20 protein-coding genes are annotated in these 16,908 nt (G+C 71.8%); 6 read left to right on the forward strand and 14 right to left on the reverse strand.

Features of this window, described 5'->3' with window-relative positions; genetic code table 11:
- Positions 1–227: 227 nt before the first annotated feature.
- The 5 genes from ACFC0D_RS12400 to ACFC0D_RS12420 form a co-directional block, all read right to left on the reverse strand.
- Positions 228–494 carry a hypothetical protein gene (locus ACFC0D_RS12400; RefSeq protein WP_376433940.1) on the reverse strand — a complete coding sequence of 89 codons (267 nt, stop codon included), beginning with the start codon at positions 492–494 and terminating at the stop codon, positions 228–230.
- Between the two features lie 52 nt (positions 495–546).
- Positions 547–1,953, reverse strand: coding sequence for an FAD-binding oxidoreductase (locus ACFC0D_RS12405; RefSeq protein WP_376433942.1), 1,407 nt, complete (start codon positions 1,951–1,953; stop codon positions 547–549).
- Positions 1,954–2,185: 232 nt separating this feature from the next.
- Positions 2,186–2,695, reverse strand: a complete 510-nt coding sequence (locus ACFC0D_RS12410) for a DinB family protein (RefSeq protein ID WP_376433944.1) — start codon at positions 2,693–2,695, stop codon at positions 2,186–2,188.
- 89 nt (positions 2,696–2,784) lie between these two features.
- Positions 2,785–3,054: a hypothetical protein gene (locus ACFC0D_RS12415; protein ID WP_376433946.1), complete on the reverse strand. Its 270-nt coding sequence runs from the start codon at positions 3,052–3,054 to the stop codon at positions 2,785–2,787.
- 75 nt (positions 3,055–3,129) lie between these two features.
- On the reverse strand, positions 3,130–3,894 hold the full coding sequence (locus ACFC0D_RS12420) for an alpha/beta fold hydrolase (protein ID WP_376433948.1): 765 nt from the start codon (positions 3,892–3,894) through the stop codon (positions 3,130–3,132).
- Positions 3,895–4,101: 207 nt separating this feature from the next.
- On the opposite strand from ACFC0D_RS12420, the gene ACFC0D_RS12425 reads away from it, so the two are divergent.
- Positions 4,102–6,606, forward strand: coding sequence for a SpoIIE family protein phosphatase (locus ACFC0D_RS12425; protein WP_376433950.1), 2,505 nt, complete (start codon positions 4,102–4,104; stop codon positions 6,604–6,606).
- A 7-nt stretch (positions 6,607–6,613) separates the two neighbouring features.
- On the opposite strand, the gene ACFC0D_RS12430 is transcribed toward ACFC0D_RS12425, so the two are convergent.
- Positions 6,614–6,832: a hypothetical protein gene (locus ACFC0D_RS12430; protein ID WP_376433952.1), complete on the reverse strand. Its 219-nt coding sequence runs from the start codon at positions 6,830–6,832 to the stop codon at positions 6,614–6,616.
- Between the two features lie 194 nt (positions 6,833–7,026).
- Between ACFC0D_RS12430 and ACFC0D_RS12435 the strand changes: the two genes are divergently transcribed.
- The gene (locus ACFC0D_RS12435; protein ID WP_376433954.1) at positions 7,027–7,284 is read left to right on the forward strand and encodes a type B 50S ribosomal protein L31; all 258 of its coding nucleotides are present in this window, start codon (positions 7,027–7,029) and stop codon (positions 7,282–7,284) included.
- A 70-nt stretch (positions 7,285–7,354) separates the two neighbouring features.
- Positions 7,355–8,122: an alpha/beta fold hydrolase gene (locus ACFC0D_RS12440; RefSeq protein WP_376433956.1), complete on the forward strand. Its 768-nt coding sequence runs from the start codon at positions 7,355–7,357 to the stop codon at positions 8,120–8,122.
- A gap of 19 nt (positions 8,123–8,141) precedes the next feature.
- On the opposite strand, the gene ACFC0D_RS12445 is transcribed toward ACFC0D_RS12440, so the two are convergent.
- The 3 genes from ACFC0D_RS12445 to ACFC0D_RS12455 all read right to left on the reverse strand — a co-directional run bounded on the left by ACFC0D_RS12445 (position 8,142) and on the right by ACFC0D_RS12455 (position 10,318).
- Positions 8,142–9,287 carry an epoxide hydrolase family protein gene (locus ACFC0D_RS12445; RefSeq protein ID WP_376433958.1) on the reverse strand — a complete coding sequence of 382 codons (1,146 nt, stop codon included), beginning with the start codon at positions 9,285–9,287 and terminating at the stop codon, positions 8,142–8,144.
- 257 nt (positions 9,288–9,544) lie between these two features.
- Positions 9,545–10,042, reverse strand: a complete 498-nt coding sequence (locus ACFC0D_RS12450) for a peptidylprolyl isomerase (protein ID WP_376433960.1) — start codon at positions 10,040–10,042, stop codon at positions 9,545–9,547.
- A gap of 57 nt (positions 10,043–10,099) precedes the next feature.
- Positions 10,100–10,318, reverse strand: coding sequence for a hypothetical protein (locus ACFC0D_RS12455; protein WP_376433962.1), 219 nt, complete (start codon positions 10,316–10,318; stop codon positions 10,100–10,102).
- A 173-nt stretch (positions 10,319–10,491) separates the two neighbouring features.
- Here ACFC0D_RS12455 and ACFC0D_RS12460 point away from each other — a divergent pair, with 173 nt between their 5' ends.
- Complete coding sequence (locus tag ACFC0D_RS12460; protein WP_376433964.1) at positions 10,492–11,013, forward strand: hypothetical protein; 522 nt, start codon at positions 10,492–10,494, stop codon at positions 11,011–11,013.
- A gap of 48 nt (positions 11,014–11,061) precedes the next feature.
- On the opposite strand, the gene ACFC0D_RS12465 is transcribed toward ACFC0D_RS12460, so the two are convergent.
- The 3 genes from ACFC0D_RS12465 to ACFC0D_RS12475 all read right to left on the reverse strand — a co-directional run bounded on the left by ACFC0D_RS12465 (position 11,062) and on the right by ACFC0D_RS12475 (position 13,526).
- Positions 11,062–11,562, reverse strand: a complete 501-nt coding sequence (locus ACFC0D_RS12465) for an NUDIX domain-containing protein (protein ID WP_376433966.1) — start codon at positions 11,560–11,562, stop codon at positions 11,062–11,064.
- Positions 11,563–11,661: 99 nt separating this feature from the next.
- Complete coding sequence (locus tag ACFC0D_RS12470; protein ID WP_376433968.1) at positions 11,662–12,333, reverse strand: response regulator; 672 nt, start codon at positions 12,331–12,333, stop codon at positions 11,662–11,664.
- A complete protein-coding gene (locus ACFC0D_RS12475) occupies positions 12,330–13,526 on the reverse strand; it encodes a sensor histidine kinase (protein WP_376433971.1) in 1,197 nt (398 codons plus the stop codon). Before ACFC0D_RS12475 ends, ACFC0D_RS12470 begins: the two co-directional genes overlap by 4 nt.
- A gap of 134 nt (positions 13,527–13,660) precedes the next feature.
- Between ACFC0D_RS12475 and ACFC0D_RS12480 the strand changes: the two genes are divergently transcribed.
- Positions 13,661–14,572, forward strand: a complete 912-nt coding sequence (locus ACFC0D_RS12480) for an ABC transporter ATP-binding protein (protein ID WP_376433973.1) — start codon at positions 13,661–13,663, stop codon at positions 14,570–14,572.
- Positions 14,569–15,420, forward strand: coding sequence for an ABC transporter permease (locus ACFC0D_RS12485; protein ID WP_376433975.1), 852 nt, complete (start codon positions 14,569–14,571; stop codon positions 15,418–15,420). Before ACFC0D_RS12480 ends, ACFC0D_RS12485 begins: the two co-directional genes overlap by 4 nt.
- A gap of 11 nt (positions 15,421–15,431) precedes the next feature.
- On the opposite strand, the gene ACFC0D_RS12490 is transcribed toward ACFC0D_RS12485, so the two are convergent.
- Positions 15,432–16,310 carry a YhjD/YihY/BrkB family envelope integrity protein gene (locus ACFC0D_RS12490; protein WP_376433977.1) on the reverse strand — a complete coding sequence of 293 codons (879 nt, stop codon included), beginning with the start codon at positions 16,308–16,310 and terminating at the stop codon, positions 15,432–15,434.
- Positions 16,311–16,386: 76 nt separating this feature from the next.
- Complete coding sequence (locus tag ACFC0D_RS12495; protein ID WP_376433980.1) at positions 16,387–16,860, reverse strand: winged helix-turn-helix transcriptional regulator; 474 nt, start codon at positions 16,858–16,860, stop codon at positions 16,387–16,389.
- Positions 16,861–16,908: the final 48 nt, after the last annotated feature.

A 16,908-nucleotide genomic window follows, 5' to 3' on the forward strand; every position in this document is an offset into this window, starting at 1 on the left:
GCACCGGGCTCGGCCGGGCCATCGCGCTCGCCTTCGCCGCCGAGGGCGCGAAGGTCGTGGGGGGGGGGCGCCGCACCGCGGCCCCCCCCGACAAGGGGGGCCCGGTAGGGGGCGCCCGCGGCCCCCCCGCCCCCCCCCGGGGCCGGGGCGGCCCCACGGCAGCCCTGCGCGGGCACCGGTCCATTCGCTCGCGCAGGGTCGGCATCCCCTTGGCCCGAATCTCCGAGTCAGCGGGTGTCGCCCTCCCAGTCCCAGTGCACGGCGTCGCCCTCGCGCGGCCCGTAGCGGGCGTGGCCGCCCGGGCCGTAGGAGCCGATCTCCGTGGCCAGGGCGGCCCCCTCCTCGAGCTGTCGCGTGGTCCATCCGGTGACGTCGAGCAGGAGGCCGTCCAGGGGGCCCGCCACCAGCTCGCGGTAGACGTGCCCGGGTCGGGGGCCGGGATCGGGATCGTCATGGTCGGCGCCGTAGACACGGCCTCTCATCAGCTCGTCCATACCCGGCAGCATCGCACCCGGCACTGACACTCGCCCGGTCACGCGGGTGCGGTCAGGCCGCAGGGGCGATGTTCTGGTTGGAGCGGAAGACGTTGCCGGGGTCGTACTCCGTCTTGAGGAGGCGCAGCCGGCGGAGCTTGTCGGCCCCGTACGCCTGCTCGACGCGCGCCTCTCCCTCATCCATGAGGAAGTTGACGTAGACACCGGCGTGGTACGGCTCCAGAGCCGACCACCATGAGCGCGCCCAGGCGCGCTCCACGTCGAAGCCCTCGGCATCGACGCAGTTGCCGTTGACGTTGAAGGTGTGGCCCACGCTCCGCCCGCTGCACGCGGTCTCGTCCTCACCCACGCGTGCGACCGCACCACCCAGGTGGAAGATGTTGCACGTCGAGAGCGGGGACGTGATCTGCAGGGCGTGGGCCGCGCTGATGCCGATGACCTCGTCGTCGAGCCGCTCGATGTCGCACGAGCGGACGTAGTACCACCAGCCGGGGCGGAACGACGGGTCGAACATGGACTGGTGCTGCAGGAAGGGCTTGGGCGCGCACAGGTCGAGCAGCGGCGTCCCGAACTTCCGCAGTGGACGAAGAACCTTCTCGCCCGTCTCGATGTCCCCGGCGTAGCAGCTGATCACCGCGATGACGGGTCTGCCGTGCAGTTCGGGCGGGATCGAGGGGAGGGGCGGGGCCTTGCGGTGGACGACGATGGTGGTCAGCTCGTCGGGGACGTCGGTGATCCAGTCGCGGTAGAAGGCGAGCACGTGCGGTGCCTCTTCCAGCGGCCACAGGATCGGTCCGGCGAGGACCGTGGGGCCCACGGGGTTGAGCCGGAACTCGAACTCGGTGACGACTCCGAAGTTGGTGCCCGCGCCGCGCAGGCCCCAGAAGAGTTCGGGCTCGTGGCTCTCACTCGCCGTGACGAAGCTGCCGTCGGCGGTGACCATGTCGGCGGAGAGCAGCTGGTCGACGGTGAGCCCGTACTTGCGCATCAGCCAGCCGATCCCGCCACCGAGGGTGAGCCCGGCGAGTCCGGTGTGCGTCACGATCCCGGCGGGGACGGCCATCCCGAAGTGCTGTGTCTCGCGGTCCAGGGCCCCGAGCAGGACTCCGGCCTGGGCCCTGACCGTGCGGTTCACCGGATCGACGCGGATGCCGTTCATGGCCGACAGATCGATGACGATTCCGCCGTCGCACAGCGACTGGCCGGGGAAGCTGTGGCCCCCGCTCCTTACCGCGACCGGCAGACCGCTGCGCGTCGCGCTCGCCAGCGCGGCGGCGACGTCGGCGACACCCGTGCAGTACGCGATGAGGGCGGGGAACTTGCTGATGGACCCGTTCCAGATGCGCCGGGCCTCGTCGTACACGGGCTCGTCGGAGCGGACGAGCCTGCCGGAGAAGGATCGCTCCAGCTCCTGGAAGGCTGCCTCGTCCACGCGCGCCGCTGCGGGGGCTGCGCCCATCGTCACTCCTCGGCCGATCGGCCCCTACTGTCAGGCTCCCACCGGCTGGGACCCGGTGCCAGCCCGGGCCGGACGCTCCCGCAGGAGCAGGACGCCCGTCAGCGCGACCAGGGCGGTGGTGAGCCCGTGGATGCCGTAGGCGGTCGACGCCGGGCCACCGTGGTGCGGCGGCGATCGCCGCGCCGGCGTCGCTCGAGCTCCGGACGTTCCGTCGACGGCGCCTTGGAGCCGTTCAGGCGCCGACGGTTCCGTCGACGCCCTCGCGCAGGAAGTCCGCGTGCCCGTTGTGGCGGCCGTACTCGAGCAGGACGTGCACCATCACCATCCGCAGGGACACGTCCTCGCCCCAGCGCGGCTGGTGTCCGGTGAGGTCCAGGGACGCGGCCTCGAGCTCGATCCGGCGGGAGTTCTCGACCTCGGTCTCCCAGGCGGCGAAGGCCTCGGCGCGGGTCGACCGGCTCGCGTCGTAGGCAGCCTGGAAGTCGATCGTGTCCGACCAGACCATCGGCGCCTCGCCGTCCTCGAAGACCCGGCGGAACCAGGCGCGTTCCACCTCGGCCATGTGCCGGACGAGGCCGAGCAGCGACAGCGTGGACGGCGGCATCGACTTCTCCCGCAGCTGCTCGTCGCCGAGCCCCTCGCACTTCATGGCGAGCGTCGCGCGCTGGTGGTCGAGGAAGGCGCGGAGGGTTTCGCGTTCGCTGCCGGCGTGCGGCGGTCCGATGCGGTGGTCGGTGGTCACTGGCGTTGCTCCTCGTCACGATCCGGTGCGGGTACCGAACCTAGTGACGCGTGGCCCGCGCCTCCACCGACTTACGCCCGGGCCGGCGCTCACTCGTCGGGCGGGCGCCGCTCCGCCGTCAGGGAGGCGACGAGAATCCCGGCCAGGACCGCCCACACCGCGACCTCGGCGCCCCCGACGGTCGCCCAGCCCACGGCGCCGAGCGCCAGCGCCGCCCCCAGCCCGGCGCCCAGCGCCCGCCGGTCGGTGGCGAAGGCAAAGGCGCGACGGCCCGCACCGGGCGTACGCATCTCCAGCACCGCGGCGCGGCAGACCAGCGCCGCGGCGGCGACCACCGCGGTCAGCACGGACGGCTCCATGGCACCTGCCTCTCGCCGTCCATGCTCGCGCAACCCGGTCGGGCGCGCACCGGGCGCGACGTCGAGTCGTGCGGCTCAGCCGGCGAGGAAGTCCTCGATCGCCGCGGCCAGCGCCTGCGGGGTCTCCTCCGGGGCGTAGTGCCCCGCCTCCGCGAGGACCTCCAGGCGGGCGTTCGGGTACCACCGGAGCCAGCCGGCCGCCATCGCCTCGGCGCCCAGCGCCGGATCGTGGGCGCCGACGACCAGCAGGACCGGGGCCGGGTTGTCCTTGACGCGGTGGTGGAAGTCGGTGCGGGACCAGGAGTCGAGATAGGCGCGGAACGCTCTGGCCGAGGAACGTTCCACCGAACGCTTCACGAGCGGGTCCAGCCAGGCGGCGTCGTACCGGCCACCTGTGGTGGTGTCGATGATGACCCGTCGGTGGGCGGCGTCCTCCGCGGCCCCGGCGAACAGGTCCCAGCTCTCCCCGTCGAGCGGGAAACCGGCGGCGGACACCGGCGAGATGCCGATGAGGGAGCGGACCCGCGTGGGCGCGTCGAGCAGCATCAACTGGGCCGCCTTGCCACCCATCGAGTGGCCGATCACGCTGAAGGAGTCCCAGCCCAGGTCGTCGGCGACGGCCAGCGCGTCCGCGGCGACCTCGTCCATGGTGAACGCGCCCTCGATGTCGATCGCCTCGCCGTAGCCGCGGCAGTCGAGGAACGCGTACGTTCCGGTGTCGCCGTTCAGATGGCCGCGCAGCGCGTCGAAGCTGGTGCGGTCGCCGAACCAGTTGTGCAGCACGAGGGCCCGCCGGGGCCCGCTTCCCTCGATGTCGTACGGAAGAACCTGGCCCGTCATCACGCCCCCTGGTCACGAGGTGGTGCCGTCGCGTCGTCGCGATCGCGCCGGTGCCGACGATCGAGTGTCGCGACCCGCGGCGGCCGGGTCAACGGTCCCGACCGGGGCGCACCGCGGCACACGGGGTTGACCGGGTGTGTCCGGGCCGGTGCGTGGCGCAACCGCTCCGAGATGCGATCCGCCAGGGCCCGGGAGCATGCTGACTGTGTGACGTCGCACGGCGTGGCCGGCCCTGCCCCGTCGGCCGGGACCGGGTACGTTCCCCGGAGCGCGGACGACGGGCAGCTGCTCGACGCCCTGCCTCTGGTCCTGGCCGAGGGCGCGCTCCGGACGATCGAGGCGGTCGGCGGTTACGCGGGCGGGGTCTATCTGCGGTCCGGAACACCGGACCTGCTCCGCATGGCGGTCCTCGCCGGGCTCCCCGGCCCGCTGTTCCGGCCCTGGTGGCGGATGCATGTGAACCGTCCTTTCCCGGTGGCGGAGGCCCACCGCTCCGGCCAGCCGGTCCACCTCGCCGACGTCGAGGAGGCCATGCGGCAGTTTCCCCAACTCGTGGCGAGCCTTCCCTTCCCCTTCGGATCCTTGTACGCGCCGGTTGTCAGCGGCCGGGAACGCTTCGGGGTGCTCGTGGTCCTGCGTGCGCCGAGCCCGGGCGTCCCGGTGAACACCCGGGACCGGATGCGGCTGGCGCGGGAGGCGCGCCGGCTCGGGGATGCCCTCGCGGATCTCTCCGACACCGGCGTCCTCGTCGAATGGCCCGGTGAGCCGGTGTGCGTCCAACTTCCCTCGGGCGGCACGAAGCCGGTCCGGATCGGCTATTTCGACTGGGATCTGACCACCGGAACCGTCACCGCCGACGCCGGGCTGCGGGCCATCATCGGCGAGGACGACAGCGACGCGTTCCCCGGGACCATGGAGGCGCTGACCGCGCGCCTCGCACCGGAGGACAGCGCCGCGCTGTGGACCATGGCCCGCCGCGCGGCCGAGTCGGGTGCCCAGGTGGCGCGCCGGATACGGCTCAAGGGCCCCGACGGCGGGCTCCATCTCCTGGAGATCTCAGCCCGCGCGGCGGGCGACCGCCCGGGGCGGCTCAAGGGCTCCCTGGTCGACCTCGGCACCGGCCTCGTCGGCTCCGACGCCACCGACCGGCTGCCACGGGCCATTCTCGCGATCGACCGCCTCGGCCGGATCACGTACGTGAACCACCTCACCGAGGCTCTTCTCGGCATCCCGCGTGCCTCACTCGCCGGGCTGACCTTGTGGGAGGCGCTGCCCTGGTTCGGGAATCCCGCGTACGAGGAACATCTGCGCGCCGCGCTGCTCTCCGAGGAGCCGGTGCACTTCCTGGCCCATACCCCCGAAGGGGAGTGGCTGTCGGTCTCGCTGTACCCCGGCCACGACGGCGTCACCATGGTGCTGCTCCCCGAGAGCGACCCCGCCTACACGCCCGGCTCCGTCGCCCACCCGGACACCGGTCTCGGCTCGCCGGCGGACCGGGCGTCGGCTCTGTACCGACCGGTGGCACTCGCCATCGCCCTGACCGAGGCGGTGACGGCGCGCCAGGTGTCGGCCGTCGTCACCGACGAGCTGCTGCCGGCGTTCGGCGGCCGACAGCTGGCGATCTACCTGCTGAGCGACCGTCATCTCTATCTGGCGTGGGAGACCGGGTTTCCGCCGGGGTTCCTGGAGCCGTTCGACGGTGTCGGGCTCGACGCCCATCTGCCGGGTGTCGAGTCGCTCACGACCGGCCGGCCGCTGTTCTTCGAGTCGATCGAGCAGATGAGCCGGGCCTATCCGGATCTCCCTCTGGACGCGCTCTCGGGTGCCCGGGCCTTTCTGCCGCTGATCGCGTCGGGCCGGCCCGTCGGTTCGTGCATCCTCGGCTTCGACCGGCCGCGCGGCTTCAGCCCGGAGGAGCGCACGGTGCTCACCGCCCTCGCCGGGCTGATCGCGCAGGCGTTGGAGCGGGCCCGGCGGTACGACAGCGAATCCGCCCTCGCCCGCGGGTTGCAGGACGCGCTGCTTCCCGCCCGGCTGCCGGTTCGCGAGCAGGTCGACACGGTGGCGCGTTATCTGCCCGGTACGCAGGGCATGGAGGTGGGCGGCGACTGGTACGACGTGCTCGAGACGGGGGAGGGGCTGCTGGCGCTGGTGGTCGGCGACGTCCAGGGCCACGGCGTCGCCGCCGCGGCCACGATGGGGCAACTGCGCAGCGCGGTCCGGGCCTTCGCGCTCGGCGGTCATCCGCCGCAGCAGGTGATGCAGGGCACCAACCGGCTGCTGATCGACCTCGATCCGGGACAGTTCGCGAGCTGTTGCTATGTCGTCCTCGATCCGGCGACCGGCGCCACGCAGGCCGTCCGGGCCGGGCATCCGCAGCCGCTGCTGCGGCGGCCCGACGGCACGGCGGAGGTGCTGGAGCTGCCGGGCGGGCTGGTCCTGGGAATCGACGGCGACGCCACCTACCCGGTCACCGAGCTGCAGCTGGAGCGCGGGGCGGTCCTCGCGCTGTACACGGACGGCCTGGTGGAGCGTCCGGGCACCGATATCGACGAAGGGGTCGAGTGGCTGCGCCGCACGTTCTCCGTGACCGGGTCGATTCCGCTCACGGAGACCGCGGACCGGCTGATCCGCGACGCCCGTCAGGCCACCGACCGGCCCGACGACATCGCCCTGCTCCTCGCCGCCCGCTGGGCCCATCCCCACCCCTAGGAAGCGCCTAGCGGCGGCGGTAGCTGTCTGTCTGCGTCGGCGGCGCGTTGTGCGCCGAGAAGGACGAGAACGACGTGCGGTCGTCGCGCGCCTGGTGGCGCCGCGCCTGCTCGATGAGAAGGCCGTCGGCGTTCTCGGTGCGGCCGCTGCCCCGGCGCATCAGCTTCACGATGAGCAGCACGGCGACCGCGCCCAGCACACCGAAGAAAACAAGAACCGTGGTCATGACGGGCTCCCCCCACGTCGTCGAGCCGTCGTCCACCCGGGCGCCGGCGTCCCCAACAGGGTAGCCCGGAAATGATCACGGCGGAACGGCTGGGAAGCGGACCCGTGTCCTCACCCGGTCGGCCCCGCGGCGCTGGTCGGCCGGGCCGGTCCCGGCGAGGCTGGGCCCATCAGCAGGCAGCCCGAGGAGGAACAGTGCAGCAGGACAAGCAGCCGGAGTACGGCCCGGTGGTCTTCCGCGACCGCTCCGCCGGGTTCGCCTTCCTGACCCGGTCCACGGCGACCAGCGAGGAGACCATCGAGTGGGACGACGGCCACACCTACCCGGTGGTCGACGTCGAGATCTCCTCCGAGAGCCACCCGTTCTACACGGGCAAGGCGCGCACGGTGGACTCGGAGGGCCGTATCGCGAAGTTCGAGCGCCGCTTCGGCGAGGGCGGCGAGGAGTCCTGATCCGGCGGTGTCCGTGCCGCCCCGTAGGGTGACGGCGTCGGTTCGAGGCAGGACGGTACGGGGGTCGGCCATGCGGGAGTTGTTCCTGACGGACGTGCGGGCGCACATCAGGTGGATCGAGTTGCCCGGGGAGGGGCCCCTGCGGGTCTTCCTGCACGGCCTCGGGTGCACGGGCGCGTCCGACTTCGCCCACATCGCGACGCATCCGGCGCTGGGCGGCGGCCCCGCGCTCCTCGTCGACCTGCTCGGCTTCGGACTGAGCGACCGTCCCCGGGACTTCGGATACGGCATGCCGGCGCAGGCCGCCGCCGTGGCGCGGATCCTGGAGCACCGCGGGGCGGCGGGCGTGGAGTTGATCGGACACTCGATGGGCGGGGCGGTCGCCGTCCGGCTGACGGCCGCCCGGCCCGATCTGATCGCCCGGCTCGTGGTGGCGGAGCCGAACCTGTACCCCGGCGGCGGCGCGTTCAGCACACCGGTCGCCGCCCAGGACGAGGAGTCCTTCGTCCGGGACGGCTTCGGGCGGATGCTGGCCTCCGTCGACCGGCCCGACTACGCGGCGCGGCTGCGGCTCGCCGATCCGCTCGCGGTGCACCGGAGCGCCGTCGCGCTGGTGGAGGGGGCCTCGCCCTCGGAGGGCGAGCTGTTGGCCGGGCTCGACCGGCCGCGCGCGTTCCTGGTCGGCGAGTACAGCCTCCCGGACGCCGACACCGAGCGGATGCGCGCGGTCGGTGTCCCGGTGTTCGAGGTCCCGAAGGCCGGGCACAATTTGATGCTCGACAACGCGGACGGGTTCGCGGAGGCGCTGGCGCGGGCCCTGGTGGTCGAGCGCCGCTGACCCTCCGCGAACCCGGCTCTCACCTCAACGGACCGAAGAAGGCGCGCAGTTCGGCGGCGACCTGCTCGGGTTCCTCATGGGCCATGAAGTGGCCGCCACGGCGCGGGGTGCTCCAGTGCCGCAGATCGTGGAAGGTGCGCTCGGCGAGGCTCCGGGGGAAGTCCGCGTAGGCCGGTTCATGGCTGAGGGTGACCGCGGCGGGAACCTCGACCGGCGGGACCGCCCGGTTGTGGTGGTAGTCGTAGTACTGCCGGAACGACGAACCGATGGTGCCGGTGGCCCAGTAGAGGGTGGCGACCGTCAGCAGGGTGTCCCTGTCCCAGCGGGACTCGAGGTCGCCTGCGCAGTCGCTCCAGTCGCGGTACTTGTCGGCGATCCAGGCGAGGAGTCCTGCCGGTGAGTCCCGTAGGGCGGCGGCGATGGTGTCGGGCCGGCTGCACATGATCTCGCTGTAGCCCTGGTCTCCTTCGTCGTAGGCGGCGAGGGCGTCGAGGTAGGTGCGTTCCTCGGGCGTGGGCGGTTGCGCCTCGAAGTCGCCGGTGACGACGGCCGAGGTGATGTGGACTCCGGTGACCTCGGCGGGGTACAGGGCGCCGAGCCACTGCGTCACGCCTCCGCCGATGTCCCCGCCGAAGGCGCCGAAGCGCGCGTACCCGAGGTTCCGGGTCATCAGCGTGTGCCAGGTCTCGGCGACTCCGCGGCGGGTGAACGGACCGGCCGGCAGGGCCGACCAGAGGAAGCCGGGCAGCGAGGGGACGACGACGTCGAAGGCGTCGGCGGGGTCGCCGCCGTGGGCGGCCGGATCGGCGAGCAGGTCGGCCACACGCAGCATCTCCACGAAGCTGCTCGGCCAGCCGTGGGAGAGGATCAGCGGCAGCGGCTCCGGGCCGCCCTCGGTGCGGCGGGCGCGCAGATGGACGTAGTGCACCGGTTGCCCCGCCACCTGGGCGAGATGGTGCGGATAGGTGTTGAGAACCGTCTCCGCCTTCGCCCAGTCGAAGCCGTCCGCCCAGTAGGAGACGAGTTCGCGCAGATGTCCGGGATCGGCGCCGGCCGCCCAGTACGTGGAGTCGGACGGTTCGGTGAAGAGGGTGCGGTTCAGACGGTGCCGCAGGTCGTGCAGGACGTCGTCGGACACGGAGATCCGGAAAGGTGTGACGCTCATGGTTCCTTCGCTCAGGAGTGCTCGGCCGGCGGGCGCTCCCGGTGCGGGTCAGACAGACGCGACGAGGAGGGCCCGTTCACAGTGCGGGGTGTCGTACATGCGGGCTCACCTCCTGGTTCGGCGTGTCCTCCGACCGTAGCGGCAGCGCCGGAGCGGCGCATCCCGATAAACGACGTCCGGCCGTCCCCGCGAGATGGTGCGCGGTGACGGCCGGACGAAAGGTCCCCTCACGGGGGTGGTACATGAACCGGTACTGGTCAGGCCTCGACGACGCCGGACGCGGCGACGGCGATCTTGGCGCTGGTCGCGCCGGAGCGGGAGCCGAGGGACTCGATCTTCCGGACCAGGTCCTGACCCTCGACGACCTCGCCGAAGACGACGTGCTTGCCGTCGAGCCAGTCGGTCACGATGGTGGTGATGAAGAACTGGGAGCCGTTGGTGTTGCGGCCCGCGTTCGCCATCGACAGCAGGAACGGCCGGTCGTGCTTCAGGGTGAAGTTCTCGTCCGCGAACTTCTCGCCGTAGATGCTCTTGCCACCGGTGCCGTTGCCGTTGGTGAAGTCGCCGCCCTGGAGCATGAAGTCCGGGATGACGCGGTGGAACGGCGAGCCGGCGTAACCGAAGCCGTGCTCGCCGGTGGCGAGCTCACGGAAGTTCTTGGCCGTCTTCGGGACGACGTCGTCGAACAGCGTGAAGACGATCCGGCCCGCGGGCTCGTCGTTGATCGTGATGTCGAAGTAAACGTTGTTGCTCATGGGGACATCCTGTCATTCCCGCTCACGCTACGCGCGCACGGGCTGCCCATCGGAGGGTCACGGCTGTCCCCCGGCGCCGGAGGGCAGGTGAACGCCGTCGTCCACGAGCGGGGTGGCGTCCTCCAGGAGAGGGGCGACCGGACTGTCGGTCTGCAGGAGACCGGTGACACCGGTCGCGCCGTGGTCGGCCGCGGAGGCGTGCGGCGGCGGGGTGACCAGGGCCGTGACGACACCGGCGGCGAGGGAGGCGATGGCGAGCATGCTGCGCTTCTTCATGCCCGGGTCAACTGTCGAGCGGCCCAGGGGTTACGGCCTGCGTCCCAGGCGGAACAGAACGCGACGTTCAATTCACCCTGATTCCCCATAAAACATCTGCAACCGTATGGTTGTGGTGGATGTCTTTCCCAGTGACACCACTGTCCCCGTAGCAGCAGGAATTGGGGGACGTCATGCTTAACCGTCAGAGCCTCGCGGCCGTCGCCGCCGGCATTCTTCTGGCCGCCGGGATCGGTGCCACGATCCCCGCCGGCGCCTCCACGGATCGGTCCCGGGCGACGACACCGCCCTCGACCTCCCTGGTGGTCAACGCCCGCTGGGGCGGGCACCCCTCCTTCGACCGGCTCGTCTTCGACGTCCGGGGCGCGATGCCCCCGGTCACCGTGACCCCGGTCGGCGCATTGCACTACGACGGCTCGGGCGAGCGGGTTCCGCTCAAGGGGAAGTACTTCCTGGAGATCCGGTTCTCCCCCGCCGCCGCGCACGACGAGTCCGGCCGGTCCGTCTACCAGGGCCCCCGGCTCCTGAAGATCTCCTTGCCCATGCTCAAGGGCGTCGCCCTGACCGGCGACTTCGAGGGTGTGGTGACCATCGGGGCGGCCTTCGACACCAAGCCCACCTACAAGACCTTCACGCTCCACTCCCCCGAGCGCTTCGTGCTCGACATCAACCACCCGGTCGGCTGCCGGGCCTGAAGGAAGGCGCGTGGCGGGGCCGTCATATGACGTGCCCCGCCGCGCTGCTCAGAGGTCGGCGCACGTCTCCACGTACACGGTCCTGCCGGAACGGCGGGCGCGATCGATCTCGACGAGCCGGGCGAAGCTCGCGGACGTCATCTCCCGCCGCCACTCGGCCAGGGTGCCCAGGCGGAACTCGCTGTGCTCGTCGGGGTCGAGGACGACGCCGGCCAGCTGCTCGTCCGTCAGGACGCCTCCGTCGAAGATGAATCCGATGTGGTTGGCCGGCCACTCCTCGCCGCGGTCCGACACGAAGTGGGTGCCGAGGAGCCGCGGCTCGCCCTCGAAGACGATTCCGGTCTCCTCGTGGCACTCGCGTACGGCGGTCTCCCACGGGGTCTCGCCCGGGTCCATGTTGCCGCCCGGCCACTGCCACAGCTCGGTGCGGTAGGTGGCGCGCAACTGGAACGGCCGGCCGCCGGTGTCGGTGAAGTACAGGCAGGCGTACGCCGTCGCCCTCGGCAGCGTCGCGACGTACTCGGCGGGCGGCAGCCAGGTGTTCGCCATGGGGCAGCTCTCTTTCGACGGGCGGATGGATCATGTCCATCCAACCGGCCGCGAGCGCCCGATTCCGGTGAGCCGCGAGTGCGTCACCGGATGGTGTGATCACGGAGTCACGAGGCCTGCCTCGTACGCGATGATGACGAGCTGGACCCGGTCGCGGGCGTCGAGTTTGGCGAGCAGTCGGGTCACGTAGGTCTTGGCGGTGGCGATGCTGATGACGAGCTGTTCGGCGATCTCGCTGTTGGACAGTCCGCCGCCGATGAGGGTCAGGACCTCTCGTTCCCGCTCGGTGATGGAGTCCAGTGCGCGCCGTCGCGGCGGCCCGGACGCGGGGCGGCCCGCGAACTCCTCGATGAGACGGCGGGTCACGCTCGGCGCTATGAGGGCATCCCCGGCGGCGACGACGCGGATCGCGGCGAGGATGTCGTCCAGGCCCATGTCCTTCACGAGGAAGCCGCTCGCCCCGGCGCGCAGCGCACCGTGGACGTAGTCGTCGTCGTCGAACGTCGTGAGGACGAGGACGCGCGTGGATGCCTGGTCCGCCATGATCCTGCGGGTGGCCTCGACGCCGTCCATCCCGGGCATACGGAGGTCCATCACGATCACGTCGGGGCGGAGGGTCTCGGCGAGCTCGACCGCCTCCGCTCCGTCGCTGGCCTCCCCCACGACGTCGAGGTCGGGCGCCTCGGCGATGACCATCCGCAGAGCGGTGCGGACGAGGGGCTGGTCGTCGGTGAGGACGACACGAACGACGCCTTCGGCGGGGGCGGTCATCGGACTCCTGTCGGTACGGGGAGACGGGCGGTGACCCGGAAGCCGCCTTCCGGGCGTGGTGCGGCGGAGAACTCGCCGTGGAGCAGGGCGACGCGCTCGCGCATGCCGACGAGACCGAACCCCGGCCCTGCGCCGGGGTCCTCGCCCCGTCCGTCGTCGACGACCTCGATGAGCAGCTCGTCCTCCTGGGAGTCGACGGTCACCCGGCAGCGGTCGGCGGCCGCGTGGCGCACCACGTTGGTGACGGACTCCTGGATGATGCGGAACGCCGAGAGGTCGATGTCCGGGGGCAGCGGGCGCCGTTCGCCGCGCCACCGCACGTCCACCCGGACGCCGGCGGCCGTGGTGGTGGCGGCGAGCGCCTCGACGTCGGCGAGTCCGGCGGTGGGCTTCAGCCCGGAACCATCGGGCTGTTCGTGCTCGCGCAGGGCCCCGAGCATCCGCCGGAGGCCGGACAGTGTCTCCCGTCCGGCGTTCTCCACGGCGATCATCGCCTCCCGTGCCGCGGCCGGCTGGGTGTCCACGACCCGCGCCGCGGCGCCGGCCTGGAGGGCGATGACGCCTATGGAGTGGGCGACCATGTCGTGCATCTCGCGGGCGATCCGCAGCCGCTCGTCGGTGACCGCCTTCACGGCGGCCTGTGCGGCCGCGTCGTCGCGCGCGGCGCGGGCCTGGTACGCCGAGCGCCCGAGAAGCCAGGCGACGAAGGCCGTGAGGGCCACCGCGATCTCCGCCGATGTGCCGACGCTCCAGCCCTTCGCCAGGCGGAAGCCGAGGAACGCGGCGAGCACGCCGAGCGCGAGGACGAGCGCGATGATCCCGGTACGGCGTGGCCGGCCGGCGGCGACGACGTACAACGCCACCTCGACGGCGAGGAACTGGGCGAGGGGGATCTCTCCGACGCTCAGCGGGATCGTCGCCATCACCGAGGCGAGGAGCAGCAGTCCGAGCGCGGCCAGCGGACGGCCTCGCAGCAGTCGGGCACCGGTGAGCACCAGGGCGGTGGCGACCGCCAGGAACAGGAGGCCGTCCCAGCGGAGATACAGGACGCCGGCGCGTACGGCGGGTTCGTCCTCCCCGGGCAGTTCCCAGCGGATGAGGAAGGTGAAGACCGCGCCCGCGCACCAGGCGACGACCGTCCAGACGGCGGGTGGTACGCGTTTGACCAGGGGCAGGGGCGCGGTGGCGGGCATGATCACGATCCTAGGCGCGGGGCGCGCCGAGGGCATCGGACCTGGGGTGTACATCCCAGGTCGACAGGTGTCGGCGCACACTGTCGGCTCCGGTCCGACGACGCGCGAGGGCCGTCACCGGCACCGTGGGCACCGTGATCGAAGTCAACGAACTCACCAAGCGCTACGGCGCCACGGCCGCCGTGAACGGGCTGACGTTCACCGTCCGCCCCGGTCGCGTCACCGGCTTCCTGGGCCCCAACGGCGCGGGCAAGAGCACCACGTTGCGGATGGTCCTGGGCCTGCACGCGCCGACGAGCGGCTCCGTCACCGTCGACGGACGGCCGTTCAGCGACCTGCCGCGCGGACTGCGGCACGTCGGTGCGCTGCTCGACGCCGGTGACGTGCACGGCGGCCGGACCGCGCGGGCCCATCTGTCCCTGCTCGCCCGGAGCAACCGCATCTCACTCTTCCGGGTCGACGAGGTCCTGGAGGAGGTGGGCCTCACCGGCGCGGCCGGGCGCCGGATCGGCGGGTTCTCCCTCGGAATGCGCCAACGGCTCGGCATCGCGTCCGCACTGCTCGGCGATCCGCCGGTGCTCCTGTTCGACGAGCCGCTCAACGGGCTCGATCCGGAGGGCGTGAAGTGGGTGCGTGGGCTGTTCCGGCGGCTGGCCGGCGAGGGCCGCACGGTCTTCGTCTCGAGCCATCTGATGTCGGAGATGGAGAACACGGCCGACGATCTGGTGGTCGTGGGCCGGGGTGAGCTGATCGCGGCGGAGAGCCTGGCCGCGTTCTCGACCCGTGGTGCGCGCCTGAGCGTGACGGTCGTGAGCCCGGACTCCGCCGCGCTGAGGGACGTGCTGCTCGCCGAGGGCGTGCAGGTCGAGGCTCAGGGCGGCGACCTGCTGACCGTGACCGGGCTGCCGGCGGCCCGGATCGGGGAACTGGCCCTCCGGCACCGCCTCCTGCTGCACGAGCTGACCACCCGTACCGCCTCATTGGAGGAGGCGTTCATGGAACTCACCGCCGACAGCGTCGAATACCTCGCAGGAGACTCCCGATGACCGCGCTCGCCTCCGTCCGTACGTCCGCCGAGCGCGCGCTCGTGGCACCGCCGGCTCGCTTCCGGGATCTGCTCGCCGCCGAGTGGATCAAGCTGTGGTCACTGCGGTCGACGCCGTGGTCCCTGCTCGGGGCCGAGCTGGTCGTCATCGCGTTCAACGTGGGCTACGCGTGGGACCACTACCGCTACTGGCCGACGTTCGACCGGGAGCACCAGGCGCAGTTCGTCGAGCAGAAGATGGCGCTGTGGGACGCGTTCACCACGAACGCCGGCATGGTCCTGATGCTCTGCTTCAGCGCCATCGGTGCCCTTACGGTCGTCGGCGAGTACAGCACCGGAATGATCCGTACGACGTTCGCGGCCGTCCCGGCCCGCAGGTCGGTGATGGCGGCCAAGGTGCTCGTCGTCGCGGCAGTGACGACGGTCTGCGGCGCGATCGTCTCGGCTGCCTCCTTCGCGCTGACCCAGGCGATCCTGGGCGCGCGGGGGGCCGGTGTCTCGATCGGTGAGCCGGGCGCGGTGCGGCTCGTGGTGGCGTCCGCGCTGCTCGCGCCGGTGTCGGCGCTCGTGGGCATGGCGATCGGCACACTGCTGCGGCACAGTGCGTCGACGATCGTGGCGAGCGTGGTGGTGCTGCTGGTGCTTCCCATGGTCGTCAGTGACCAGCGGCACTGGACGGCCGTCCTCGCCCACACGTTGCCGTTCAAGGCGTGGATGCGCCTGGTGCAGGCCGGTCAGTACGAGACCCTCTACCCCTGGTCGATCGGTGGGGCGTGGTTCGTCTACGGGGCGTGGGCGCTGGTCGCCGCCGTGATCACGGTGACGGCGGTGCACCGACGGGACCAGTGAGGGCACCGGCGTCACCGAGGCTCGTCCTCCGGCAGCTCGCCCGGCAAGTGGTCGATCCGGCGCAGGACCAGGTGCTCGTGGATCAGGCGCCCGACGAGGGCGGCGCCGTAGACGACGAAGCCCACGCCGACCAGCCAGGACTGCAGCACGAGGACCGTACCGAACTGACCGTAGGTCACCGCGTTGGAGGCGATCAGCGGGGAGAACACGAACTGGGAAAAGATCCGCAGCCCGAACAGCCCCAGAGCCGTGCACACGGCTCCTGGGGCGAGCGCGCGCCAGCGGATGCGGCCGCACAGCAGGAAGCGCTGGGACCACCAGAAGAAGAGGAAGGCGCCGATGATGTCGCCGACGGCGACGAAGACGGTGACGGTCCTGGAGTTCTGCTCGGGGGCCTCGACGAAGAGCAGGAGGGCGGCGATGAGGACGGCCAGCCAGACGACGTGGCGCCACATGGTGTGCCAGCGGGCGGTGGGCAGGTCCCAGACCCGTTCGTAACCGGTCTGCACCGCGGATCCGAAGGTCACACCGAACGCGGCGAGTGCGGCGAGACCGAAGGCCGTGGTGCGCTGCAGTGCCGCTCCCGGCTTGCCGAACAGCTGCTCGACCTCCTCCTGCGACACCTCGGAGACGCCGAGGCCCTGGACGAGCCAGCGGGCGAAGCCCTGGCCGCTGGCGAGGTCGGCGGCGGCGACGACGATGAGCAGGGGGACGAGGGTGAGGAGGCTGAGCGCCGCGAAGCCCATCGCGCGGTGCATGAGCTCCACGTCGCGCCCACGGTTCCAGGCGAGCCCGACGACCGAGGTCATGACGGACCTATGGAGCCGGTGGAACCAGTGACCGTGCTCGGTGGGGGCACCGTCGTGGGGCGCACCGGGAGAGGGGGGCATGTCACGGGGAGTACCCGCCGGGCGCCGTGACCCCTCCGTCATGCCGCCGAACGGGGGGTACGCGAGGGTGGGCGGTTCAGCGGGTGAGCGGCCGGGCGCCCGGGCCGGGGCGGACGGAGACGTCGCGCGGGCCGAGGGTGACGTGCTCCTCGCCCTGGCACTCGACGACGACGCGGACGGGCGCGCCGCAGCCGGCGTGCCGGATGTCGAGGGAGGGTCCTTCCGGGTCGGCGGCGTGGGTGTCGCCCCACTGCTTGAGTGCGAGCAGGACGGGCCACAGATCGCGCCCCTTGGGTGTGAGCCGGTACTCGGAGCGGGTGCGGGTCCCCGGCTCCCGGTAGGGCTCGGCGCGTAGGATGCCGGCGGCGGTCAGCTTGCGCAGCCGGTCGGCGAGGACGGCCTCGGACAGGCCTATGTGGCGGCGGAACTCCTCGTAACGGCGTACGCCGTTGAAGGCGTCCCGGACGATGAGCAGGGACCACTTCTCGCCGACGACGTCGAGCGTACGGCCGACCGAGCAGTTCGCGGTGTCCGTCTCCAGCCACTTCATCGCCACACTCTAACCAGCTGGCTTCGTCGTTGACAGTCAGCCGACGGC

This window comes from Streptomyces sp. NPDC056222, assembly GCF_042264065.1.
Taxonomy (GTDB): domain Bacteria; phylum Actinomycetota; class Actinomycetes; order Streptomycetales; family Streptomycetaceae; genus Streptomyces.